The following is a 24,348-nucleotide window of genomic DNA, read 5'->3' on the forward strand; positions in this document are numbered from 1 at the left end:
TCGACGCCGACCTGAGCGTTCTTCACTGAATCCAAAGCCACAATCACCTCGGTCTTCCAGGTCGATGCATAGCGCAAGACACCTCAGTCTGCCCTCTCCCTCCCAGGGGGTGAGGGGACTGATTGGGGATGCTCGAGATCGACGCCAACCTGAGCGTTCTTCACTGAATCCAAAGCCACAATCACCTCGGTCTTCCAGGTCGATGCATGACGCAAGACACTTCGGTCGGCTCCCTCTCCCTCCGGGAGAGGGCTGGGGTGAGGGGCTTTTGATCCAGCGTGATTAAACAGGCTGCAACTTCTGCTCAAACACTGCTACCCCATCCAGATCTCGCAACACCACGCTCATCTCCCCGCTCTGCGCTTCAATATTCACCTCACCAAAAAACTGAAACCCGGCAAACGGTGAGGTGTTCTGTGCGGGCGGTGCTTTCTCGAACACCACCTCAGGCCCGAACGTCTTGTCCAGTGGATTCGGCCCGAAACTGCCGGCGTTCAACGGCCCGGCAACAAATTCCCAGAACGGTTCGAAATCCTGGAACGCGGCGCGGTCCGGATGATAGTGATGCGCCGCGCAGTAATGCACGTCCGCCGTCAGAAACACGAAATTACGCACCTGCTGCGCACGTAAAAATCCGAGCAATTCGGCAATTTCCAGTTCACGCCCCTGCGCCGCGCCGGGGTCGCCGTTGGCCACGGCTTCCCAGCGTGCAACGCCCGGGCTGACCTCGCCGTCCGGCACGCCAAGGCCGATGGGCATGTCGGCGGCGATGACTTTCCACTGCGCCTTCGATGCCTGCAACTCACGCTTGAGCCAGTCCAGCTGCTCGCGGCCGAGAAACGGTTTTGCCGCGCCCAGGTTGTCGTCGTTGGCTTCGCGATAGCTGCGCATATCCAGCACGAATACGTCGAGCATCGGCCCGTAACTGAGCTTGCGATAAATGCGCCCGCCGCCGTCCGCCGCTTGCAAACGCATCGGCGCATATTCCAGCCACGCCTGCCGCGCGCGGCCCACCAGCTTGTGGATATCTTTCTCCTGATAGCGCTCATCCAGCTGCTTGCCCGGTGACCAGTTGTTGACCACTTCGTGATCGTCCCACTGCCAGATCTGCGGCACTTCGGCGTTGAAGCGGCGGATGTTTTCGTCCATCAGGTTGTAGCGATAGTTGCCGCGATAATCGTCGAGGGTCTGCGCGACTTTGCTCTTGGCTTCGGTGGTGACATTGCGCCAGATGCGCCCGCTTTCGGTGGTCAGTTGCGCGGGCACCGGGCCGTCGGCGTAGATGGTGTCGCCGCTGTGGATAAAGAAGTCCGGCAGGCGCAGGCGCATGGCTTCGTAGATGCGCATGCCGCCGATGTCCGGGTTGATCCCGAAGCCCTGGCCGACGGTGTCACCGCTCCAGACAAAACGGATGTCGCGTTTTGTCGTTGGCACGCTGCGCAGATGGCCGAACCATGGTTCGCTGGCGACGCCGCTCTGGGCGTCTTCGAAGTGCACGCGATAAAAGATCGCCTGATTGGCCGGCAGGCCGGTGAGCTCAACGCGGGCGGTGAAATCGCTGCGCGCATCGGCCAGTGGCGAGACGAATTTGCGCGGGTTGCCGAACAGGCTGCCGGTGTCCCACTCCACCACCATGCGCGCCGGGCGATCGCTGCGGCTCCAGATCATCGCGCGGTCGCCGAGCAGGTCGCCGGACTGCACGCCGTCGGTGAGCTGCGGACGATCCTTGACCGAGGCAATCACCGCCGGCGCCAGCCCCGGCAGCAATAGCCCGGCGCCGACCGCTTGCATGACGCGACGCCGACCGAGATTGAAATCGCTCATGGTGTTCTCCCTGCAAAAGGGAAAACTTAAGCACGGGTGTATGAATCCGCTATGACAATGCAGACTCCTGTGGGAGCGAGCCTGCTCGCGAAGGCGTCCTGCCAGCTACCAAATCTTCAGCTGACACTCCGCTTTCGCGAGCAGGCTCGCTCCCACAGGGATTTGGTGTTGTCGGTCAGGCCTTGGCGGGCTCCAGCGCTAACTCGACAGCCTCAGGCCTTTTGAGCAGCGCATACACCACCGCCGTGACCAGACTCCCCGCGACGATCGCCAGCAGATACAGCAGCGCATGGTTGATTGCATTGGGGATCGCCAGCACGAACAAGCCACCGTGCGGCGCCATCAGTTTGCAGCCGAAGTACATCGACAAGGCGCCGGTCAGCGCACCGCCAGCGATGCTCGCCGGGATCACCCGCAGCGGATCTTTCGCAGCGAAAGGAATCGCCCCTTCCGAGATAAAGCACAGGCCCAGCACGAAGGCCGCTTTGCCGGCCTCGCGTTCAGTCTGGGCGAACTTGCGCCGGGCAATGAAGGTGGCGATACCCAGGCCAATCGGCGGCACCATGCCGGCGGCCATGGTCGCGGCCATCGGTGCGTAACTCTGCGAGGCCAGCAGTCCCACCGAAAACGCATAGGCAGCCTTGTTGATCGGCCCGCCGAGGTCGACGCACATCATGCCGCCGAGCAACACACCCAGCAGAATTGCGTTGGTGGTGCCCATGCTGTCGAGGAACTGGGTGAGCGCGGCGAGCATGCCGGCGACCGGTTTGCCGACCACGTAAATCATCACCAGACCGGTGACCAGACTGGCCAGCAACGGGATGATCAGAATCGGCTTCAGCGCTTCCAGGCTCTGCGGCAATTTCACATAGCGAGCGATGGCTTTGGCGGCGTAACCGGCGATGAAACCGGCAATGATCCCGCCGATGAATCCGGCGCCCAGAGTGCCCGCCAGCAAGCCGCCGATCATCCCCGGCGCAAGGCCCGGGCGGTCGGCGATCGAGTAGGCGATGTACCCGGCGAGTAGCGGCACCATCAGTTTGAACGCGGTTTCGCCGCCGATCTGCATCAGCGCCGCCGCCAGCGTGCCTTCTTCCTTGTACGCGGTGATGCCGAACACGAACGACAATGCGATCAGCAAACCACCCGCCACCACCATCGGCAGCATGTACGACACCCCCGTGAGCAGGTGTTTGTAGACGCCGGTTTTTTCCGACTTGGCCGGAGCCTTGCCGTCGCTTGCCGCGCTTTCCACAGCGCCTTCGGCAAGGGCTTTTTTCAGGGTCGCTTCGGATTGCTTCAGGGCAACGCCCGTGCCGCAGCGATAGATTTTCTTGCCGGCGAAACGCTCGGTAGCGACGTCGATATCCGCCGCCAGCAGCACCACGTCAGCCTCGGCGATGGCCGTTGCGCTGAGTGGCGTTTTCGCGCCCACCGAGCCTTGGGTTTCGACCTGCAATTCATAGCCCAGGCGCTTGGCAGTCTGCTGCAACGCTTCGGCGGCCATGAAGGTGTGGGCGACGCCGGTCGGGCAGGCGGTGATAGCAACGATGCGCGGCGCACGGGGCGTATCGATCGCCGGTTCGACTGCGCTGGCGACGTAGACTTCGGCTTCTTCAGCACCGCGACGCAGTATCGCTTCGACATCCTGCAAAGCCTGCGCCGGAGCGATCTGGAACACGCGCTTGCCGACGAAGCGACTCATGTCCACCGCGCCGGTGGTGACCAGCAAGACCCACTCGGCGGCTTCGATGGTCGCCGCCGACAATTCGCGTTCCGGGTGCGCCGGATCGACCACTTCAACGCTGGTGCTCCAGCCCTGACGCTGCGCCGCTGCATCGAGCAGACGCGCGCACAGCACACTGGTGACCATGCCGTTCGGGCAAGCCGTAACAATGGCTAACTTCATGACAAACCCTCTTATTGTTCTGTCAGGGGACGCACGAGCACGCCCTGTTCGAGCTGCGCCAGTTGCGCAGCGTCGTTGATACCAAAACCGATCTGGGTCACCGCCATTGCCGCAATCGCGGTGGCGGTGCGCAGGGTTTGCTCGGGGGTGTCGGCGCTGAGCAGACCGTGGAGCATGCCGGCCAGCAAGGAATCGCCGGCACCGACCGTGCTGGCCACGCTGACCTTCGGCGGCGAGGCATGCAGGGCCGAGCCGACACTGAACCAGTTGACCCCGTCGGCGCCGTGGGAGATCACCACGTGCTCGATGCCTTGCCCGTGCAGACGTGCGGCGGCTTGTGCTTCGGCGATTGGCGAGACCACTTCGCAGCCGAGGGCGTGGGCCAGTTCTTCGGTGTTCGGCTTGATCAACCAGGGGCTGGCCTGCAACGCAGCGCGCAAGGCTTCGCCGCTGGAATCGAGGGCGACTTTCAAGCCGAGCGCGTTTAGCCGTTCAATCAGCTCGCGCAACCACTGCGCAGTGACACCACGCGGCAGACTGCCGGCGACCACCACCGCATCGTGCCCCGGTGCGATCTGCTGCAAGCGATCAAGCAAGGCTTGCTGCGCCGTTGCATCGACCACCGGGCCTGGCCCGTTGATGTCGGTGATGCGCCCGTCCTGCTCGGCGACTTTGATGTTGCTGCGCGTCTCGCCCGGCACGCGGATGAACGCGTCGACAAAACCGCGCTTGGCGAACAGGGTTTCGAACGCTTGCTGATTGTCTTCGCCGAGAAAACCGCTGACGGTGACCTGATGGCCGAGATCCGCCAGCACCTGGGCGACGTTGACGCCTTTGCCCGCAGCGTGGGTGTGCATCTCCTCGCTGCGATTGACCTGACCGGCATCGAGCCGCGACAGCTCAACGGTGAGGTCGAGAGCCGGGTTGAGGGTCAGGGTAAGAATCTTGGCCATTACAGGGCCTCCACTAATGCGCGCACTTCATTCGCGCTGCCCACGGCCAAGGCCTGTTGGGCGAGGGTTTGCGCCTGGGTCAGGCTGAGTTCACGGATGCGCGCTTTGACTTCGGCAATGCTGCGCCCGGACACGCTGAGTTCGTCGACACCGAGGCCGACGAGCACCGGCACCGCCAGCGGGTCCGCCGCCAGCTCGCCGCAGACGCCCACCCATTTGCCATGGGCATGGGCGGCGCGCACGGTGATGTCGATCAGTTGCAATACTGCTGGGTGCAAGCCATCCGCCTGTGCAGACAGGGTCGGGTGACCGCGGTCGATGGCCAGGGTGTATTGGGTCAGGTCGTTGGTGCCGACGCTGAAGAAGTCGACTTCCTTGGCCAGCACTGGCGCAAGCAACGCGGCCGATGGCACCTCGATCATGATTCCCAATTGCAGGTCGGCGACTGGAATTTCCAGACGCAGACGTTCGGTCATGTCGCGGGCCTGGCGCCACTCTTCTACGCTGCCGACCATCGGGAACATGATCCGCAGCGGACGGTTGTCGGCCGAGCGCAGCAAGGCGCGCAGTTGCGCTTCCATGATCTGCGGACGCTGCAGGGTCAGGCGAATACCGCGCACGCCGAGGAACGGGTTTTCTTCCTTGGCGATCGGCCAATACGGCAACGGTTTGTCGCCGCCGACATCGAGCGTACGCACCACCAGCGGCCGCCCGGCCAGACCATCGAGGACGCGACGGTATTCGGCTTCCTGGGTCGCCTCATCCGGTGCCTGTGGGTGGGCCATGAAAATCAGTTCGGTGCGCAGCAGACCAATGCCTTCGGCGCCCTGCTCCACCGCGCTGGTCACGCCTGCGCTTTCGCCGATGTTGGCGAACACTTCAACGGCGTGACCGTCGGTGGTGTGCGCCGGTTGATGGCGTTGTTCGGCGGCGATCTTCAGACGCTGCTCGCGGGTGTCGCGCTCTTCAGCGGCACGCTTGAGGGTCGCGGCATCGGCGTCGACATGCAGACGGCCACGCTGACCGTCGAGCAATAGCGGCGTGCCGGGCTCGAGCAACAGCACCGCCGCCCCCGCGCCGACCAGCGCTGGAATACCGAGCGCGCGGGCGACGATGGCGCTGTGCGCGGTAGCACCGCCGCGCGCGGTGAGAATCCCTGCCACTCGCGCAGGATCCAGGCGCGCGACATCGGACGGGCCGACTTCGTCCATCACCAGAATGTACGGTTGCTCAGGTTCGTTCGCGGTTTGCACGCCACACAGCTGCGCCAGCACCCGGCGACCGATGTCGCGCAGATCGGCGGCACGCTCGGCGAGCAAAGCGTCCTGCAGCGACTCCTGCTGTTTGGCGGCGGCTTCGATCACTGCCATCCACGCCGCTTCGGCGCTTTCGCCTTGCTTGAGGCGGGTGTCGACTTCGTCGGTCAGATCCGGGTCGTCGAGCATTTCCTGGTGGGTGATGAAAATCTCACGAATGGCCTTGGCCTTGCTGCGTTCGATCAAGCCCTGAATGTCGCGGCGCACGTCGCTCAGCGCTTGCTTGAGGCGCTCGCGCTCGATCGCGGCAGATTCGCCGCGCAACGGGTAATCGATGGCTTGCAACACCTGAATGTGCGCCGGGCCGATGGCGATGCCCGGTGCGGCAGAAATCGCCTGCAACAGGCTGCCGGAGGCCGGGGCGATCAGCACTTCGGCGATGTCGGCGATCACTTCGCGCTGCTGACTCACGGCCGGCAGCGGCTCGACTTCCTCACCGAGGCCCTCTTCAATCGCCGCGAGCAGGGCCGGCAAGGCATCGGCGGCGATGCTCGGCTCGGCGATCAGCTCCAGCACCTGACCGCGGCGGGCACCGAGACTGAGCAGTTTGCTCAGGCTCTTCACCGACACGGCGCTGTCCTGGCTGTCGACGATGCGCACGCGGATTTCGCCGTCAAAACTCTTCGCCAGTTGCGCAAGAATCTTCGCTGGTCGTGCGTGCAAACCATGGGCATTGGCCAGGGCAATACGTGCACTCGGCCAGTCGGCCGGCAGTTCACCGCCGAGCACTTCGAGGACTTTGCGGCTGCTGGTGGCGCGGCCGAGTTCGTGGCCGCGACCTTCGATCAGCAACGCGCACAAACGCTCGAGCAACGCCTGATGCGCTTCGCCCAGACTGGCGAGGCAAAACAGACCGCTGAGCGGCTGGCCGAGGTAGCGCATCGGTTTGTCCGGGGTGACGAACGCCAGCCCCGGACGCTTCACGGTCTGCTCACTGTGCAACCACCACAGGCCGTCGCCCAGTGGCAGCGCTTCGACTTGCTGCAACACGCCGGCAAAGCCGTTGCTCACACAATCGGCCTGACGCAGCAGACGTGCGCCGCGCCAGACCAGTTCTTCGAAATCGTCGGCCGACACGCCGAGGCCGATCATCTGCGCATCCAGCGCCAGTTCCTGCGGCGCGCCTTGCAACAGTTTAAGCAGCGCTTCGGGGGAGCTGGCGCGACGCAAGGCCTGGCCCAGATCGGTCTCGCCGAGGGCGCGGGTCAGCAGTTGCAGCAGGCGCAGGTGTTCGTCGGATTTCGCCGCGATGCCGATCGCCAGATAAACGATCTGGCCATCGCCCCAGTCGACGCCGTCGGGAAACTGCATCAGGCGCACGCCGGTGGCGAATACCTGATCGCGGGTTTCCGGGGTGCCGTGGGGAATGGCGATGCCTTGACCGAGAAAGGTCGAGCCCTGGGCTTCCCGGGCCTGCAGGCCGGCGAGGTAGCCGTCGGCAACCAGACCGTCGGCGACCAGATGACTGGCCAGCAATTGCAGGGCAGCGGGTTTATCCACGGCCGACTGGCCCATGGATATCTGCTCTATAGTGAGCTCGAGCATGCGATCTCCTTTTTGGCGCAGTTCAACGCCAGGTATTGTTTTGAATGGTTCACAGCTTAGGCGCTCTGCCGCGCTTTTCAGCGGCAGTTTTGGCGGTTTCACGGCAGGACCGTCCAAAGGCGTCTAAAACGTAGAAAATACGCTTGCTGAAACGTTTAATCTAGATTGATCGGCACGTTACTCGATAATGTCTCATCCTTGAAGTCCAACTGGTCGGATCTGCCCAGGCAATAAGTCGACTGCCCTTATCGGGTAGGATTGGCGAAAATGTCGCGGCATGCTCGAAAAAACAAGGAAATACCGGGTTGAAACTCAGTGATATCGCGCGGTTGGCCGGCGTCTCCGTCACCACCGCCAGCTACGTCATCAACGGCAAGGCCGAACAGCAACGCATCAGCAACGCGACCGTCGAGCGCGTGCGCGCGGTGGTCGATCTGCATGGCTTTACGCCCAATCCGCAAGCGGCCGGCCTGCGCAGTCGGCACACGCGCACCCTGGGCTTTATCCTGCCGGATCTGGAAAACCCCAGTTACGCGCGGATCGCCAAGTTGCTCGAACAAGGCGCACGGGCGCGCGGTTATCAATTGCTGATCGCCAGCTCCGACGATGCGCCGGACAGCGAGCGCCAGTTGCTGCAACTGTTCCGCGCGCGTCGCTGCGATGCGCTGATCGTCGCCAGTTGCCTGCCGGCCGGTGATGACAGCTATCGCCAGTTGCAGGCCAAGGGTCTGCCGATCATCGCCATCGACCGGGTCATGGAGCCGGAGCATTTCTGCTCGGTGATCAGCGACGACCGCGAGGCCAGCCTGCATCTGACCCAGAGCCTGCTCGATCCGCAGCCAAAGCAGATCGTGCTGCTCGGCGCACGCCCGGAGCTGAGCATCAGCCAGGAGCGTGCCGCCGGTTTCCGCGCAGCGCTCAAAGACTTCAAAGGTGAGGTGCTGATCGAGCACGCCGAGTCGTTCAGCCGCGAGTGCGGCAAGCAATTGATGGAAGAACTCCTGCAGCGTCTGGGGCATTTGCCTGACGCACTGGTGACCACCTCCTACGTGCTGCTGCAAGGCGTGTTCGATGCCCTGCATGATTTCCCGCTGAAATCGCGGCCGCTGCGCCTCGGCACCTTCGGCGACACGCAGTTGCTGGATTTCCTGCCGCTGCCGGTCAATGCCATGTCCCAGCAACACCAGTTGATCGCCGACAAGGCCCTGGAACTGGCCCTGGCCGCGGTCGAGCAGGACGACTACCAACCGGGCGTGCAAGCCATCGCGCGGACCTTCAAGCAGCGTATTCATCGGGACTGAATCGTGGAGCTGATCGACAGCCACACCCACCTCGACTTCCCCGACTTCGATGCCGATCGCGCGGCGCTGCTGGCCGAAAGCCGCGCCCTCGGCGTGCGGCGCATCGTCGTGCTGGGGGTGCATCAGCGCAACTGGCAACGGGTCTGGGATCTGGTGCAGAGCGATGCCGACCTGTACGCGGCGTTCGGATTGCACCCAGTGTTTCTCGATCAGCATCGCCCCGAGGATTTGCACGCGCTGGGGGACTGGCTGACACGGTTGCGCGGGCATCGGCAGTTATGCGCGGTGGGCGAAATCGGCCTCGATTATTTCATCGAAAACCTCGATCGCGAACGGCAACAGGCGTTGTTCGAAGCGCAGCTGCAACTGGCCGCGGACTTCGAGTTGCCGGCGCTGATCCACGTACGCCGCAGCCACGCAGCGGTGATCGCCACGCTCAAGCGCTTCAAGCTCAAACGCGCCGGCATCATCCACGCCTTCGCCGGCAGCCGCGAGGAAGCGCGGGAGTACATCAAGCTCGGTTTCAAACTGGGCCTCGGCGGCGCACCGACCTGGCCGCAGGCGCTGCGCATGCATCGGGTGCTGCCGGAACTGCCGCTGCAATCGGTGGTACTGGAAACCGACTCACCAGACATGGCCCCCGCCATGTTCCCCGGCCAGCGCAACAGCCCGGCGCATCTGCCGGCGATTTGCGCGGCGCTGGCCGAGCTGATGAATATCACGCCTGAACAACTGGCCAACGCCAGCACCGCCAACTGCTGCGAAGTCTTCGGCTGGTAACACCGCAATCCCTTGTGGGAGCGAGCCTGCTCGCGAAAGCAATCTGTCAGTGACATCGTCAGTGCCTGACCCGCCGCCTTCGCGAGCAGGCTCGCTCCCACATTTTTGATCCGGTTCCAGCCTTTCAGACGCGAAACGCACTGATCAGTTGTTTGAGCTCAACCACCTGCGCCGACAGCGCACGGCTGGCATCTTCGGTCTGGTGTGCACCTTGTGCTGTGCGTTCGCCAGCGCGATTGATCTCGACGATGTTCTGGTCGATGTCATGGGCCACGGCGGTCTGCTGTTCCACGGCAGCGGCGATTTGCTGGTTCTGGTCGACAATCATGCCCACCGCGCCAAGAATGTTCTCCAGCGCCTGCTGGACTTTTTCCGACTGGCCCACCGTGCCATTGGCCATCTGATGGCTGACGCCCATGGCCTTCACCGCCGCGCCGACGCCACCATGCAGTTTGGCGATCATCTGCTCGATTTCTTCGGTCGATTGCTGGGTACGCTTGGCCAACGTGCGCACTTCATCTGCGACCACGGCAAAACCGCGCCCCTGCTCGCCGGCCCGCGCGGCTTCGATAGCGGCGTTGAGCGCCAGCAGGTTGGTCTGTTCGGCGATGCTCTTGATCACCTCAAGCACACGGCTGATCGACTGGCTGTCGCTGGCCAGTTGATTGATCACCAGCACCGACTGGTCGATTTCGCTGGCCAGTGCGGCAATGCTGCCCTGTTGCGATTCCACCAGGCCGCGCCCGCTGAGGGTTTCGTCATTGACGCTGTGGGCGCTGCTCACCGCAGCGGCGGCACTGCGCGCGACTTCCATTGAGGTCGCCGACATCTGGTTCATCGCCGTCGCCACTTGTTCGATCTGCGAGCGCTGCCCGGCCACGGCCTGATTGCTCTGCGCCGAGACGCTTTCGACCTGTCCGGCCTGTCGCTCGACTTCGCCAACGGTGTGGCCCACGCGTTCGATCAAGTCGTGAATCTTCTTCACCGTGCCGTTGAACACCTCGCCCAACTCGCCCAGTTCATCGCGGCTGCTGGCCTTGAAGTTGACGGTCATGTCACCGGCCGCGACCTTGTCCATCATCGCGCCCAGGCTTTTCAGGGTGGTCCGGGTCGAGGCGTAGAAACCGCCATAAAGATAGAAAATCAGCACGAACACCACCGAAAGCGCCGAGGCTTGCAGAATCATGTGCGTGCGGTTCTGCGCCAGTCGCTGCTGCAACTGGTTGTCGAGGAATTTCAGCGTGGCCTGATTGAGCTGGTAGGTGTGTTCCATCAGCCCGGTGACCTGATCGTAGAATGCCTGCCACGGCGCATCGAGGGTGTCGGCCATTACCACTTGTTCTTCGAACAGCTCGCTGGCCTGTTTGAGCGAAGCCTTGCTGCTGTCGGCCTGCGCGCTGAGGGATTCGCGTGCAGCGCTGCTGGAACCGAGGGCGTCTTGCAGTTTCAGGGCGTACTCGGCCTGGAGTTTTTCGATCTGCACCAGCAGCTCGTCAAAACGCGTGCTCGAGGAACTGTTGAGAAAACCCTGACCTAACGAATACGAGCCCATCGCCCGGCCTTCGCCGAGGGTTTGCGTCACGCTGGGGGTAATCAGCGTCACCAGTTCGCTGAGCTGACGAATGTCGCTCTGGTTGTCGCGGCTCAACCCGGCCTGACTGGTGATGATCTGGCTGAAAATCTGCGCACTGGCCAGCAACTTGCCGATCAACGCGCTTTTGCTTTGCAGCGAAGTCTCCGCCTGCTGGGCCTTGAACGCGGCGATCATTTCATCGCGCTTGGCCTCGAACTGCTTGATCTGCTCGGGATCTTCGGTCATCGCCGTCAGCCCTTCGAGGCGCGCGAGCACAGCCTGCTCCAGCGTCTGGATCTGCGCTTCGACATTGCCGGCCTTGCCGGACTGGCCGAGGGTGACGTCGATCTGCACCAGATTGTTCAGGGTTTCCACATCCCGACGCAGGCTCAGGCTGCTGCCCAGCAGGTCGAGGCTTTGCAGTTCGACGCGGGTGCCCTGAAATTCGCGATAGGAGTCGCGCACCAGATAGAAATTGGTCACCAGCATCGGCACCAGGAACAGCACGCTGATCAGGCTGAACTTCATGCCGAAGCTCAGACGGTTCATCAGCGAGACGGCGGGATAGAGCAAGCTCTTCACTGGAAGTCTCCCTTGGTTTTTCTTGTTTTTATTGGCAGGCGCGGGACGACAGCAGATAGCCACTATCGGGCGCTATCTCTGTATAGCGTAAATCGGCGGGAGGTTTTGTAACTTATGGTTACTGATGAATGGTGGAACAGGGTTTTCAGGGCTGCGGCGCAGCCCCTCGGGGATGAATCCCCTCGCCACAATGAGTTTCACTCTGGCTTATCAGTGAACCAGAACTGTCCACAAGGCAAACCCGGCATACCACAGCACCGCCGCGCGCAGCAGCAATTCCCACAGGCAATCGAGGGTGTTGATGCCGTCCGGGCCGACCACTGGCGGTGGAACTTCCCCGGCTGCCAGGCCGACCTTGTTGATCAACTGCGCAGCGCTGATGTTCCAGTTCAGCAGCTCATGCAGCATCACCCGGCTGACCGCGACGAAGTTGCCGACCAATGCCAGACTCGCCGCCAGCAAGCGCACCGGCACCCAATCGAAGGCATGACGCAACTGCGCAGCACGCTCGACCAGCGCCGGATTGCAGCCGTGCTCTTCGGCCAGCGCCAACAAGCGATAAGCCAATGCCGCCACCGGCCCGAGGAGGAAGTACCAGAAGATCACCGCGAAGAAACTCTGATACGCCTGCCACAGCAGATGCCCCTGCACTTGCTCAAGCAATTGCTCGCCACTGTCGGCGCAGATGTCCAGGTCGCGCTTGGCCACGTGGGCCGCCGCTTGCAGATCCTCACGGCGCCAGGCATCGCGGAACGGTCCGAGGCCGCCGAGCAGGTCGCCACGCCCGAGGCTGTAAATCACCACCAGCAAATGCACCGGCAGCGCCAGCAAACCGTACGCCACCGGTTCCAGCACCAGCAGCAACAGCGCCAGCAACGCCACCGGGCACAGCACCAGAATCGTCAGCACCAGCCACGGTTGCCTGGCCAGCCGTTTGCTGTTTTCGAGTTTGTGCAGTTCGCGGATCCATCCGCCGTCGCGTTGAAGCCGATGGCGCAGGGCCGAAAACTTCTCGATCCACACCGCCAGCAGTAACACCAGAAAACTCATTGTCCTTCCTCTTTTGCCAGGGCTGCGCGGTAGCGTGCCCAGTCGAATGCCGGTCCCGGATCGGTCTTGCGCCCCGGCGCGATATCGCTGTGGCCACAGATACGCTGATCGGTGATCGCCGGAAAGCGCTTCTGCAACTGCCGGGTCAGCGCAGTCAACGCTCGATACTGTTCATCGGTAAACGGCAGATCATCGGTGCCTTCCAGCTCGATGCCGACGGAAAAATCGTTACAGGTTTCACGACCCTCGAACACTGAAACCCCTGCGTGCCACGCCCGCTCCAGACAAGAGACAAACTGGGTGACCTTGCCGTCACGTTCGATCAGAAAATGCGCCGAGACGCGCAGGTCAGCGATGCCTGCAAAGTACGGGTGTTCGGTGACATCCAGACGATTCTGGAAAAATTCCTGAACCTTGCCCGTGGCGAATTGCGCCGGCGGCAGGCTGATGTTGTGGATGACCAACAGGGACACTTCGCCCGTCGGGCGCTCATTGAAGTTGGGCGACGGGCAGATCTGCACGCCATGACACCACCCGCTCGCGGGATCCAACTGCATACCGATTCCTTCAACGCCGACCATGTGGGCGCCCAGTATGCCGCGATCCGCCCCCGGCGCGCGATCACTTGCCGCGATTGAGTCGCCGCAGGTCGCCCAGCACCGATTCCAGTGCGCGGTCGAATAGCAAGGTGTCATCCAGCGCACGCGCGGCGCCACGGCTGAAAGCCAAGGCGAGGTCGGTGCGGCTGTGCTCCAGCACCTTCGTCCCGGTGCGGTCGACGAAGACATATTTGCCGGTCTCTTCGATGATCGCGGCGAGTTTGCAACGCAAGGTCTGTTCGTCGTCTGCGTCGAACACCACCCAGTGGCCCACACGCAACTGCTCGACCTGAGACAGACCGGCAGCGTCTTGCGCCAGGCGCGGCGCCGGGGTGGCTGCTGCCTGGTCGGCACTGTGCTGCAAGACCTCGGGCGTGACTTCGACCAGCGGCATGGCGCTGTGCTCGGCATCGTCGGAACGCTCCAGCACGCGTACGTGCAGAGCCTCCAGCTCACTGAAAAATTCGCTGGTGGCAAACGGGTCGAACGCGGTGCTGCTCAGGCCATCGCGCAGTGACTTGAGCAAACCCGGGACCAGTGCCAGCAGGCGCAGGCTGGATTCGCCGTCGTCATGGCGCTGCACGCTCCAGACCAACTGTTCCATGGTCTGCACGTCGGCGTGCCATTCGGCGGACTGATCACCGTGCTTAAGGCAGGTCAGCAACAGCACTTTGCTCCAGGCCTGCTGGACGAAACTCACCACCGTCGCCGGCAGCACTTTGCCCAGTAGCGCCTGTTGCAACGCCTGCGCAACGCGATGCTGAGCCAGCTCGGCCTTCGCCCGGCCTTCCTCGGCATCGCGCAAGCGTTGTTCCAGCAGTTCGGTGCGGCGGCGCTCTTCCTGAGTGAAGGCGAGGAAGTCGGCGAGCAGTTCGGAGAAGATCGCCGGGTCGTCGACAAATTCGCTCAGCAAGCGCTGCACCACTTGCTCGATGCGCACGTAGAGACTGTCGCGCTCAGCGCCGTCAAAATCACCCCAGCCCATCGCGGCCTCAGCGATTTCGTTGAGCAGGCGCCGCGCCGGGTGAGTGCTGCGGCTGAAGAAACTCTTGTCCAGCACGGCGACCTTGAGCATCGGAATCTGCAGTCGGCCGATCAGCGCCTTGAGCGCGTCAGGCACATTGCGATCGTCGAGGATGCAGTCGAAGACCATGGCGATCAGGTTGATCACATCCTCGTCGGCAGTCGCGACGACGCGGGAGCGGCCGCTCCTGACGCTGACCCGGGTCAGCAATTGTTCGAGCTGATGGCGCAGATCGAAATCTTCCTGGGCCTCAAGCGCCGGTACGTATTGCTGCAAGTGCGACAACAACCGCAGCAGGTCGCGGGTGTTGATCGGATGCGCCGGGGCGCCGGGCTCCAGGGTCGGTGTGACGCGGCCGCGCACCTGGGCGAGCAATTGCTGCATCGCGGCGAACACTTCCTCGATGCCTTCGTCCGCTGGCGGCTCGTCGAGATCTTCAATCAATGTGTCGCTGTCCGCAGGCTCGACCATGCGACGAGCCACGGCGGGCTTCAGATGTGGCAACACGCCGGTCGCGAGCAACAGCTGATTGGCCTCGCCATACAGCTGCTCGGTGTCAGCCAGCACATAGCGTTCGAACAGTTTGAGCAGGATCAGCTTGACCTTGATCTCGACGCCGAGGTTACGCCCGGCCTGCAGGAAATATTCGCAGAGCATCGCCGGACTCAGCGGGTTGTGCTGATCGTCCAGACGCTTGCCGAGCATCGAGCTGAAGCGTGCGGTCAGTTGATCGAGAGCGAAGCCGTCGCGCTTGAGCACGCGACTGACCATGGTCTGCACGGCGACGGTACGCTCCACGGCATCGTTGCGCGGCGCCGATTCTTCGACCACTGGCGTGCGTGGCAGGGTGTTGGCGGCGGGATCGTATTGGGTAAGGCCGGCGAAAGCCTCAAAGAACAGTTCAAGAAAACCGCGCTCAATGTTCTTGCGCTTAAGGCGCAGGTCGCGCATCGCTTCGAAAAAGATGTTCTGATCGACGTCGTTGCGCGCCCGGTCGGCCATTTCGAACAGCGTGTCGTCAGCGTTATCGAACAGCTCCTGCAAATCGTGGCGCAGCTGCTGCGCAGCCTTGTCGCGAACCTGCAGCAGAATCACCGGCAAGCGGGCAAGCGGCGAGTGGTCCGCCAGATCGGCAGTCGCCCGGTGCAAAGGCACCACTTTCCCGTCGTTGCGCATCCAAGCCTCCTGGAACGGTGATTCGGTTCGTCGCTTTCGACACTGCCCCAGCGGAGTCGTTCGTCAAAGCCATGACGTCAAATACAAGGCGGATTATCTGGCAAAAGAGGCCGGCGATGCTATAGGCCTCAGGGTTTCCCCTATACGCCATACACCTCGCACTCAGCGCAGGAAAATCGACCAGATGCGCCAGGCACGCACGTTCTCGCCTTGGGTTGGCTCACGCCCTGCCCCTATAATCGAACCACTTTGTTTGTGGAGTCCGTTATGCCGAATCTACGTCTCGCCGATCTGACCGCCGAAATCGAAAACAACGTGCGCCGTGCGTTGCTCGAAGACGTCGGCAGCGGCGACATCACCGCGCAACTGATCCCGGCCGAACGCCTGGCCAAAGCCACCATCATCACCCGTGACGACGCCGTCATCTGCGGCACCGCATGGGTCGATGCGGTGTTTCGCCAGCTCGATCCGCGCGTTGCGGTGCATTGGCAAGTGGTCGACGGCCAGCGGGTCAAAGCCAATCAGCCGCTGTTTCATCTGGAAGGCCCGGCGCGCTCATTGCTGACCGGTGAACGCAGCGCATTGAACTTCCTGCAGTTGCTGTCTGGCGTGGCGACGCGCGCGCAGTACCTGGCAGACTTCGTCGGCGAGACGCAGGTCAAGTTGCTCGACACCCGCAAAACCCTGCCCGGCCTGCGTCTGGCACAGAAATACGCCGTAACCTGCGGCGGCTGCCACAACCATCGCATCGGTCTCTACGACGCCTTCCTGATCAAGGAAAACCACATCGCCGCCAGCGGTGGCATCGCCGAAGCCGTGGCCGCCGCACATAAGATCGCCCCGGGCAAACCGGTGGAGATCGAAGTGGAAAGTCTTGAAGAGCTGAAGCAGGCGCTGGAAGCCGGCGCCGACATCATCATGCTCGACGAACTGAGCCTGGACGACATGCGCGAAGCGGTTCGCCTGACCGCCGGCAAAGCGAAACTGGAAGCCAGCGGCGGCATCAACGAAAGCACGCTGCTGCCGATCGCCGAAACGGGCGTGGATTACATTTCGATTGGTGCGATGACCAAGGATGTCAAAGCGGTGGATCTGTCGATGCGACTGAGTCTCTGAGCTGCAAGCTGCAAGCTGCAAGCTGCAAGCTACAAGCCAAGCGACTCTGCTTTGACTTGCAGCTTGTAGCTAGAAGCTCGCAGCTGCTCTCATACGACGAGATTGTTCATCTCGCAGTACTCTTCCCACTCAACACCCAAGACTTCCGCCGCTTCCTTGTGCAGCACGAGGCGCTGCGCCTCGAACTCCTCCGGCGTGCTCGTGTACTTGAGGGTCAGCTCCCACGGCTGCAAGCCCTGCGCTTCGGCTTCGTCTTCGAAGGACCACTGGATCTGGTCTTTCTGATCATCGGGACTCAGATCCTTGATCTCGACCTTCAGGTCCGGCACATCCAGAAGGTATTTTTCCAGCGCTTGTTCGTGGCGTTGCTCTTGGGTCAATTCAGTCATGGGGTTCTCGCTGATCTTAGGAATGGAGGATGGATCTGGATCATCAAGGATCTCTCTGACGCGGACTGGCCGGCCTTCGGAACCATTCGGGATCATCTGAAAACTGCTAAGCGATGCTCATGCAGGCACCGAATATAGGACGTTTGCATGACGAATTACACGGCTCTTTACATCTCTTGCACAAAAAGCTGACCTGCGGAACATGAATCGACGTGGCGCGCTGAGGAGTTGGTGCCCGAGACAGGAATCGAACCTGCGACCTTCGCGTTACGAGTGCGCTGCTCTACCGGCTGAGCTACACGGGCGGTGGGCTAAACCTAGCACCGGTCTCGAGCTGCGGCAAATTTGTGGGTTGTCTGATGGTTTTCTTTTGAGAACTACAATTTCTTTATTTCAGATAAAAAAATACCCCCGCCGTTTGCACGGCGGGGGCATCTTCATTGCGCTAAAGCGTTGGGGTGATTAAACGCCCGAAGCCTTGGCAGCTGCCACGTCTTTGATGGACAGCTTGATACGGCCGCGGTTGTCCACGTCCAGTACCAGCACTTCCACTTCCTGACCTTCTTTCAGAATGTCGGTGACTTTCTCTACGCGAGCGTCGCTCAGCATCGAGATGTGCACCAGACCGTCCTTGCCCGGCAGGATGTTGACGAATGCGCCGAAGTCGACGATGCGCTCAACCTTGCCGACGTAGATCTTGCCGATCTCGGCTTCTGCAGTGATGCTCAGAACGCGCTGACGAGCAGCTTCTGCGGCATCCTTGGTTTCGCCGAAGATCTTGATCGAGCCGTCGTCTTCGATGTCGATCGAAGCCTTGGTTTCTTCGCAGATCGCACGGATGGTCGCGCCACCTTTACCGATAACGTCACGGATTTTGTCGGTGTCGATCTTCATTGCGATCATGGTCGGAGCGTTGGCCGACAGTTCGGTACGCGACTGGCCAATGATCTGGTTCATCTGGCCGAGGATGTTCAGGCGCGCTTCAAGGGCCTGGCCCAGAGCGATTTCCATGATCTCTTCGGTGATGCCCTTGATCTTGATGTCCATCTGCAGTGCGGTAACGCCTTTGGCGGTACCGGCTACCTTGAAGTCCATGTCGCCCAGGTGATCTTCGTCGCCGAGGATGTCGGTCAGGACGGCGAACTTCTCGCCTTCTTTAACCAGACCCATGGCGATGCCGGCCACCGGTGCCTTCATCGGTACACCAGCGTCCATCAGTGCCAGGGAAGCGCCGCACACGGAAGCCATCGAGCTCGAACCGTTGGATTCGGTGATTTCCGACACCACGCGGATGGTGTACGGGAACACGTCAGCGGCTGGCAGCATGGCCGAAACCGAACGACGGGCCAGACGGCCGTGACCGATTTCGCGACGACCGGCGCCACCCATGCGACCACACTCGCCTACCGAGAACGGCGGGAAGTTGTAGTGCAGCATGAACGGGTCTTTCTTTTCGCCTTCCAGGGTGTCCAGCAGTTGCGCGTCACGGGCGGTGCCCAGTGTTGCCACAACCAGCGCCTGGGTTTCGCCACGGGTGAACAGTGCCGAACCGTGAGTCTTCGGCAGAACGCCGACTTCGATGTTCAGCGGACGTACAGTCTTGGTGTCGCGACCGTCGATACGTGGCTTGCCGTTAACGATGTTTTCGCGAACGGTGCGGTATTCGATTTCACCGAAGGCTGCTTTGACTTCAGCAGCGCTTGGCTGGCCTTCTTCACCGGACAGCTTGGCAACCACCTGGTCCTTCAGCTCACCCAGGCGAGCGTAACGGTCGGCCTTGATGGTGATGGTGTAAGCCTGGGAGATCGCTTCGCCGAACTCGGCACGGATAGCGCCCAGCAGTTCGGTGGCTTCTGGCGCAGGAGCCCAGTTCCAGGTTGGCTTGGCGGCTTCGGCAGCCAGTTCTTTAACAGCGTTGATCACAACCTGGAATTCGTCGTGAGCGAACAGTACCGCGCCCAGCATCTGGTCTTCGGTCAGCTCTTTGGCTTCCGATTCAACCATCAGCACGGCGTCGGAAGTACCGGCAACGACCATGTCCAGGCTCGAAGCGGCCTGCTGTTCGTAGGTCGGGTTCAGCAGGTAGCCGGTGCTTTCGTGGAAAGCCACGCGAGCGGCGCCGATCGGGCCGTCGAATGGAATGCCGGAGATGGCCAGGGCAGCCGAGGTACCGATCATCGCAGCGATGTCCGGATCGGTCTTCTTGCTGGTGGAAACGACGGTGCAGACAACCTGCACTTCGTTCATGAAGCCTTCTGGGAACAGCGGACGGATCGGACGGTCGATCAGTCGGGAAGTCAGGGTTTCTTTCTCGGAGGGACGGCCTTCACGCTTGAAGAAACCGCCAGGGATCTTACCGGCAGCGTAAGTCTTTTCTTGGTAGTGCACGGACAGAGGGAAGAAACCCTTGCCCGGATCGGCTTGCTTTGCACCGACAACAGTCACCAACACGCTGACGTCGTCGTCAACGGTGACCAATACTGCGCCGGAGGCCTGACGGGCGATACGGCCTGTCTCGAGGGTAACGGTCGATTGACCGAACTGGAATTTTTTGATTACCGGGTTCACGGTGTCCTACCTTCTTTGTGGCTCTTGGGGGAAACGGTTTCTTGCGAATTCTTGGGCAATCTCGGGAATCGGCCCGATGGCAATTGTCCGGGTACTACAGGTAAAGCCATGCTGCAGATAAAACTTGAGGCTGGGAGCCTGCAAGGCGCCAGCGGAAAACCGCTGACGCCCGACAGACCACCAACCTCATAGCGCAATCGCTGATTAGCGACGCAGACCCAGGCGAGCGATCAGCGCGGCGTACCGGCTTACGTCCTTGCCTTTCAGGTAGTCCAGCAGCTTGCGACGCTGGTTAACCATGCGGATCAGACCACGACGGGAGTGGTGATCTTTACCGTTGGCCTTGAAGTGACCTTGCAGTTTGTTGATGTTGGCGGTCAGCAGTGCAACCTGCACTTCTGGCGAACCAGTGTCACCAACAGCTTGCTGGTAGTCAGCAACGATTTGAGCTTTTTCTTGAACGTCGAGAGCCATGAGGCAATCCTTCCTTATCAGGAAACTGTTTCAGGGAAACAGCTTCAACAGGCCAGGGACAAATCCCTGTATCTATAAATGAGTAGTGACCATGCCTGTTAACAGCCACACTCGCCGGCCCGCTTAACGCAGACCGGTTCCGGTCATTCTGACCGAATCAAGCGACGCGGCGCGATGCGCCCGTCTTCGCTCACTTCACCGATACCGATGAAACGACCATTGTGATCCTGTACCCGCACCATGCCGAACTTCGGCGCATCCGGGGCACGTACCGGCTGGCCGTTGAGCCAGTAGAACGCGCTCGCTTCGGAAAAGTGCAGCAACGGCCAATCCTGCAGGCCGCTGTCCGATGGCATCAGGAAGCGATCGACCGCTTCGTTGCCGCCTTCGGCATGTACCGCTTCCAGCTCTTCGAGAGTAACAGTCTGCGCCAGGGTGAAAGGCCCGGCCTGGGTCCGACGCAATTCTGCGACGTACGCACCACAACCGAGTTGCTCACCGATATCCTCCACCAGGGTCCGAATATAGGTGCCCTTGCTGCAGTCCACCGCAAGCCGCGCAGTATCGCCTTCGAAGGCCAGCAATTCCAAGCGCGCAATAGTAACAGAACGCGGTTCGCGCTCCACTACTTCGCCTGCACGTGCCAGTTTGTACAGCGGCTGGCCATCACGCTTGAGTGCCGAGTACATCGGCGGTATCTGACTGATTTGCCCACGAAATTTCGGCAGAACCGCTTCGACATCGGCGCGACCAACGGTCACCGGACGCTCCTGCAAAACCTCACCTTCGGCATCGGCCGTGGTGGTGGTCTTGCCCAGTTGCGCCAGAGTCTCGTAGCCCTTGTCGGAATCGAGCAGGTATTGCGAGAACTTGGTCGCCTCGCCGAAGCACAGCGGCAACACGCCGGTGGCCAACGGGTCGAGGCTGCCGGTGTGCCCGGCCTTCTCGGCATTGAGCAGCCAGCGCACCTTCTGCAAGGCAGCGTTGGAGGTGAACCCCAATGGCTTGTCGAGCAGGATGATGCCGCTGACGTTACGACGGATACGTTTGACCTGAGCCACCGAATTACTCCTTGGTGTCTTCAGGTGCTGGAGCGGCAACGTGCTGATTGTCTTCAGCCACGGCGCGCTCGATCAATGCCGACAGGTGCGCGCCACGCACGACGGATTCGTCGTAGTGGAAGTGCAATTGCGGCACGCTGCGCAGCTTCATTTCGCGGGCCAACTGCATGCGCAGGAAGCCTGCGGCGGCGTTGAGCACCTTGATGCTTTGCGCGATGTCTTCAGCGTTGTCCTGACCCATTACGGTGATGAAAATCTTCGCGTGACCGACGTCACGGGACACTTCCACAGCGGTGATGGTGACCAGGCCGACGCGCGGGTCTTTGACTTCGCGACGGATCAGTTGCGCCAGCTCGCGCTGCATCTGATCGCCGATACGTTGGGTACGGCTGTATTCTTTTGCCATGATTTGTTACCTGTTACTGCCCAGCGGTGAAACCCGCAAGGTCTGAAAGCGGCAAACGCCCGGCCTGACAAAAGCCAGACCGGGCGTTGCGTTTAGAGTCCGGACGCTGTGCCGTGCATTTGCATGCTACGGCCCATCGTGGCCCTTGAAGTACGCGAGTCAGAGGCTGCGAGCAACCTGAACCTTCTCGAAGACTTCGATCTTGTCGCCGACTTTGACGTCGTTGTAGCTCTTCACGCCGATACCGCATTCCATGCCGGCACGTACTTCGGAAGCGTCATCCTTGAAGCGGCGCAGGGATTCCAGCTCGCCTTCGAAGATAACGATGTCTTCACGCAGTACACGGATCGGACGGTTACGGTGCACGACACCTTCGATCACCATGCAACCGGCGATCGCGCCAAACTTCGGCGAACGGAACACGTCACGCACTTCGGCCACACCCAGGATGTTCTCGCGAACATCGCTGCCGAGCATGCCGGTCAGGGCTTTCTTGACGTCTTCGATGATGTCGTAGATCACGTTGTAGTAACGCATATCCAGACCTTCCTGCTCGACGATCTTGCGAGCGCCGGCATCGGCACGCACGTTGAAGCCGAACAGTACAGCGTTGGAAGCCAGTGCCAGGTTGGCGTCGGATTCGGTGATACCACCGACACCGCCACCCACGACGCGCACTTGTACTTCGTCGTTGCCCAGGCCATTCAAGGCACCGTTCAACGCTTCCAGCGAACCACGGACGTCGGATTTGAGGACGATGTTGAGCGTCTTCTTCTCGGCCTGACCCATGTTTTCGAAGATGTTTTCCAGCTTGCCGGCGTGAGCGCGAGCCAGTTTGACTTCGCGGAACTTGCCTTGACGAAACAGAGCCACTTCACGGGCTTTCTTCTCGTCGGCAACCACGCTCATCTCGTCGCCAGCGTCCGGGGTACCGTCCAGGCCGAGGATCTCGACAGGGATGGATGGACCGGCTTCCTTGATTGGCTTGCCGTTCTCGTCGAGCATGGCACGTACACGGCCGTAGTTCGAACCGACCAGGACCATGTCGCCTTGACGCAGCGTACCGTCCTGAACCAGCACGGTTGCCACCGGGCCACGACCCTTGTCGAGACGCGATTCAACCACCACACCACGGCCAGGAGCCGACGGAGTAGCTTTCAGTTCGAGAACTTCGGCCTGCAGCAGAACGGCTTCAAGCAGCTCGTCCACGCCAGTACCCATCTTCGCCGAAACCGGAACGAATGGCGTGTCGCCACCCCAGTCTTCGGAAGTCACGCCGTGAACCGACAGTTCGCTGCGGATGCGATCGAGATCGGCGCCCGGCTTGTCGATCTTGTTCACTGCTACCACCAGCGGCACGCCAGCTGCCTGAGCATGCTGAACCGCTTCGATGGTTTGCGGCATCACACCGTCGTCCGCTGCAACCACGAGGATCACGATGTCGGTCGCCTTGGCACCACGGGCACGCATTGCGGTAAACGCAGCATGACCCGGGGTGTCGAGGAAAGTGACCATGCCGCGATCAGTCTCAACGTGGTATGCACCGATGTGCTGAGTGATACCGCCGGCTTCGCCAGCAGCTACCTTGGCACGACGGATGTAGTCGAGCAGGGAAGTCTTACCGTGGTCAACGTGGCCCATTACGGTCACGACTGGTGCACGGGAGAACGACTCACCTTCAAACTTCAGGGACTCGGCCAGGGAATCTTCCAGAGCGGTGTCGCTGACCAGGGTCACTTTGTGGCCCAGTTCTTCGGCTACCAGTTGAGCAGTTTCCTGATCAAGCACCTGGTTGATGGTCGCTGGGGTACCCAGTTTGAACATGAACTTGATGATTTCAGCCGCTTTGACCGACATCTGATTGGCCAGATCGCCAACCGTGATGGTCTCGCCGATCTGCACATCACGCACGACAGGGCCGGTCGGGCTCTGGAAACCGTGGGCGTTGCGCTTCTTCAGCTTGGCCTTGCCGCGACCACCACGACGGAAGCCATCGCTTTCTTCGTCGGTAGTGCGTGGCGCCACACGTGGCGCCGGAGCTTTTTCTTTGACCGATGCGCGATGCGGAGCGTTTTTGCGCTCGCCATCACCACCACCGCTGCGACGATTGTTGTCGTCGGCACGTGGCTTGTCCGGACGGCGCTGTTCGTTCTGCTTGTTGCGAACGTCAGCCGATGGAGCAGGAGCAGCAGCCACCGGTGCGCTTTCGCGAACGGGTTCGGCAGCGGCAGCCGGCGCCGCAACGGCGTCGCTGGCAGCGGTTTGCGCAGCAGCAGGCTGGCGACGCGCTTCTTCTTCGGCGCGTTGCTTGGCTTCTTCTTCAGCCTTCTGACGGGCAGCATTTTCTACTGCGCGACGCTCATCCAGTTCACGCTTGCGCTCGGCTTCGATTTCTTCCGGGCTGCGCTGTACGAAAACTTTCTTCTTGCGAACTTCAACGCTGATGCTCTTGCTACCAGCCACACGCAGGGTGCTGGTGGTTTTACGCTGCAGCGTGATCTTGCGTGGTTCTTCCACTTTCGCCTTGTGACTGCTCTTCAAGTGAGTCAGCAGGGATTGCTTCTCACTGTCAGTCACATTTTCGTCGGCGGCGGTGTGCGGCAGACCTGCCTCACGCATCTGCTGCAACAGGCGCTCTACCGGTGTTTTGACCTCATCGGCCAGTTGTTTCACCGTGACTTGCGTCATGCACTTCTCTCCTC

The 24,348-nt window shown here is 61.4% G+C and carries 17 protein-coding genes, 1 tRNA gene and 1 pseudogene; 3 read left to right on the forward strand and 16 right to left on the reverse strand.

Going from position 1 to position 24,348, the window contains the following annotated elements:
- Positions 1-282: 282 nt before the first annotated feature.
- The 4 genes from ACYSTU_RS24285 to ptsP form a co-directional block, all read right to left on the reverse strand.
- The gene (locus ACYSTU_RS24285; protein WP_499002062.1) at positions 283-1,824 is read right to left on the reverse strand and encodes an alkaline phosphatase D family protein; all 1,542 of its coding nucleotides are present in this window, start codon (positions 1,822-1,824) and stop codon (positions 283-285) included.
- A 175-nt stretch (positions 1,825-1,999) separates the two neighbouring features.
- Entirely contained in the window at positions 2,000-3,733 is a 1,734-nt protein-coding gene (locus ACYSTU_RS24290) for a PTS fructose-like transporter subunit IIB (RefSeq protein ID WP_499002065.1), read from the reverse strand.
- Positions 3,734-3,744: 11 nt separating this feature from the next.
- Entirely contained in the window at positions 3,745-4,686 is a 942-nt protein-coding gene (gene pfkB / locus ACYSTU_RS24295; RefSeq protein WP_499002067.1) for a 1-phosphofructokinase, read from the reverse strand.
- Entirely contained in the window at positions 4,686-7,547 is a 2,862-nt protein-coding gene (gene ptsP, locus ACYSTU_RS24300) for a phosphoenolpyruvate--protein phosphotransferase (protein ID WP_217879327.1), read from the reverse strand. Before ptsP ends, pfkB begins: the two co-directional genes overlap by 1 nt.
- A 305-nt stretch (positions 7,548-7,852) precedes the next feature.
- Between ptsP and cra the strand changes: the two genes are divergently transcribed.
- Together cra and ACYSTU_RS24310 are read left to right on the forward strand one after the other, a co-directional pair.
- Positions 7,853-8,848, forward strand: coding sequence for a catabolite repressor/activator (cra, locus tag ACYSTU_RS24305; protein WP_122699955.1), 996 nt, complete (start codon positions 7,853-7,855; stop codon positions 8,846-8,848).
- A gap of 3 nt (positions 8,849-8,851) precedes the next feature.
- Positions 8,852-9,628: a TatD family hydrolase gene (locus tag ACYSTU_RS24310; protein WP_264364519.1), complete on the forward strand. Its 777-nt coding sequence runs from the start codon at positions 8,852-8,854 to the stop codon at positions 9,626-9,628.
- Between the two features lie 124 nt (positions 9,629-9,752).
- Here ACYSTU_RS24310 and ACYSTU_RS24315 read toward each other — a convergent pair whose 3' ends face one another.
- The 5 genes and pseudogenes from ACYSTU_RS24315 to ACYSTU_RS24335 all read right to left on the reverse strand — a co-directional run bounded on the left by ACYSTU_RS24315 (position 9,753) and on the right by ACYSTU_RS24335 (position 15,632).
- On the reverse strand, positions 9,753-10,682 hold the full coding sequence (locus tag ACYSTU_RS24315; RefSeq protein ID WP_371915159.1) for a methyl-accepting chemotaxis protein: 930 nt from the start codon (positions 10,680-10,682) through the stop codon (positions 9,753-9,755).
- Positions 10,659-11,750: pseudogene (locus ACYSTU_RS24320) on the reverse strand (methyl-accepting chemotaxis protein); the annotation flags it as partial. The gene ACYSTU_RS24315 and the pseudogene ACYSTU_RS24320, both read right to left, overlap by 24 nt.
- Before the next feature lie 243 nt (positions 11,751-11,993).
- Complete coding sequence (gene ampE / locus ACYSTU_RS24325) at positions 11,994-12,833, reverse strand: regulatory signaling modulator protein AmpE (RefSeq protein ID WP_016771744.1); 840 nt, start codon at positions 12,831-12,833, stop codon at positions 11,994-11,996.
- The gene (gene ampD, locus ACYSTU_RS24330) at positions 12,830-13,390 is read right to left on the reverse strand and encodes a 1,6-anhydro-N-acetylmuramyl-L-alanine amidase AmpD (RefSeq protein WP_136491931.1); all 561 of its coding nucleotides are present in this window, start codon (positions 13,388-13,390) and stop codon (positions 12,830-12,832) included. The genes ampE and ampD overlap by 4 nt, the downstream gene beginning before the upstream one ends.
- A 64-nt stretch (positions 13,391-13,454) precedes the next feature.
- On the reverse strand, positions 13,455-15,632 hold the full coding sequence (locus ACYSTU_RS24335; protein ID WP_136491930.1) for a DUF1631 domain-containing protein: 2,178 nt from the start codon (positions 15,630-15,632) through the stop codon (positions 13,455-13,457).
- Between the two features lie 267 nt (positions 15,633-15,899).
- Between ACYSTU_RS24335 and nadC the strand changes: the two genes are divergently transcribed.
- A complete protein-coding gene (gene nadC / locus ACYSTU_RS24340; protein ID WP_016771747.1) occupies positions 15,900-16,748 on the forward strand; it encodes a carboxylating nicotinate-nucleotide diphosphorylase in 849 nt (282 codons plus the stop codon).
- Positions 16,749-16,837: 89 nt separating this feature from the next.
- On the opposite strand, the gene ACYSTU_RS24345 is transcribed toward nadC, so the two are convergent.
- The 7 genes from ACYSTU_RS24345 to infB form a co-directional block, all read right to left on the reverse strand.
- Positions 16,838-17,137 (reverse strand): DUF6388 family protein, encoded by a 300-nt coding sequence (locus ACYSTU_RS24345; protein WP_110603487.1) that lies wholly within the window; start codon positions 17,135-17,137, stop codon positions 16,838-16,840.
- A gap of 229 nt (positions 17,138-17,366) precedes the next feature.
- A tRNA-Thr gene (locus ACYSTU_RS24350) sits at positions 17,367-17,442 on the reverse strand.
- A 157-nt stretch (positions 17,443-17,599) separates the two neighbouring features.
- Positions 17,600-19,705 (reverse strand): polyribonucleotide nucleotidyltransferase, encoded by a 2,106-nt coding sequence (gene pnp, locus ACYSTU_RS24355; RefSeq protein WP_024011572.1) that lies wholly within the window; start codon positions 19,703-19,705, stop codon positions 17,600-17,602.
- 204 nt (positions 19,706-19,909) lie between these two features.
- Positions 19,910-20,179, reverse strand: a complete 270-nt coding sequence (gene rpsO / locus ACYSTU_RS24360) for a 30S ribosomal protein S15 (protein ID WP_016771751.1) — start codon at positions 20,177-20,179, stop codon at positions 19,910-19,912.
- Between the two features lie 143 nt (positions 20,180-20,322).
- Positions 20,323-21,240, reverse strand: a complete 918-nt coding sequence (gene truB / locus ACYSTU_RS24365) for a tRNA pseudouridine(55) synthase TruB (RefSeq protein ID WP_024011571.1) — start codon at positions 21,238-21,240, stop codon at positions 20,323-20,325.
- Between the two features lie 4 nt (positions 21,241-21,244).
- Entirely contained in the window at positions 21,245-21,646 is a 402-nt protein-coding gene (gene rbfA, locus ACYSTU_RS24370) for a 30S ribosome-binding factor RbfA (protein WP_016771753.1), read from the reverse strand.
- Between the two features lie 159 nt (positions 21,647-21,805).
- Entirely contained in the window at positions 21,806-24,334 is a 2,529-nt protein-coding gene (gene infB / locus ACYSTU_RS24375; RefSeq protein WP_024011570.1) for a translation initiation factor IF-2, read from the reverse strand.
- Positions 24,335-24,348 lie beyond the last annotated feature (14 nt).

Source organism: Pseudomonas glycinis (assembly GCF_054871425.1).

What these genes read in the sequence shown, in the direction of transcription:
- ACYSTU_RS24335 (WP_136491930.1), bottom strand. Translation starts at nt 15,632, where the DNA reads ATGCGCAACGACGGGAAAGTGGTGCCTTTGCACCGGGCGACTGCCGAT.
- ptsP (WP_217879327.1), bottom strand. Translation starts at nt 7,547, where the DNA reads ATGCTCGAGCTCACTATAGAGCAGATATCCATGGGCCAGTCGGCCGTG.
- ACYSTU_RS24290 (WP_499002065.1), bottom strand. Translation starts at nt 3,733, where the DNA reads ATGAAGTTAGCCATTGTTACGGCTTGCCCGAACGGCATGGTCACCAGT.
- ACYSTU_RS24315 (WP_371915159.1), bottom strand. Translation starts at nt 10,682, where the DNA reads ATGACCGTCAACTTCAAGGCCAGCAGCCGCGATGAACTGGGCGAGTTG.
- pfkB (WP_499002067.1), bottom strand. Translation starts at nt 4,686, where the DNA reads ATGGCCAAGATTCTTACCCTGACCCTCAACCCGGCTCTCGACCTCACC.
- rpsO (WP_016771751.1), bottom strand. Translation starts at nt 20,179, where the DNA reads ATGGCTCTCGACGTTCAAGAAAAAGCTCAAATCGTTGCTGACTACCAG.
- nadC (WP_016771747.1), top strand. Translation starts at nt 15,900, where the DNA reads ATGCCGAATCTACGTCTCGCCGATCTGACCGCCGAAATCGAAAACAAC.
- rbfA (WP_016771753.1), bottom strand. Translation starts at nt 21,646, where the DNA reads ATGGCAAAAGAATACAGCCGTACCCAACGTATCGGCGATCAGATGCAG.
- ampD (WP_136491931.1), bottom strand. Translation starts at nt 13,390, where the DNA reads ATGCAGTTGGATCCCGCGAGCGGGTGGTGTCATGGCGTGCAGATCTGC.
- infB (WP_024011570.1), bottom strand. Translation starts at nt 24,334, where the DNA reads ATGACGCAAGTCACGGTGAAACAACTGGCCGATGAGGTCAAAACACCG.
- ACYSTU_RS24345 (WP_110603487.1), bottom strand. Translation starts at nt 17,137, where the DNA reads ATGACTGAATTGACCCAAGAGCAACGCCACGAACAAGCGCTGGAAAAA.
- ampE (WP_016771744.1), bottom strand. Translation starts at nt 12,833, where the DNA reads ATGAGTTTTCTGGTGTTACTGCTGGCGGTGTGGATCGAGAAGTTTTCG.
- ACYSTU_RS24285 (WP_499002062.1), bottom strand. Translation starts at nt 1,824, where the DNA reads ATGAGCGATTTCAATCTCGGTCGGCGTCGCGTCATGCAAGCGGTCGGC.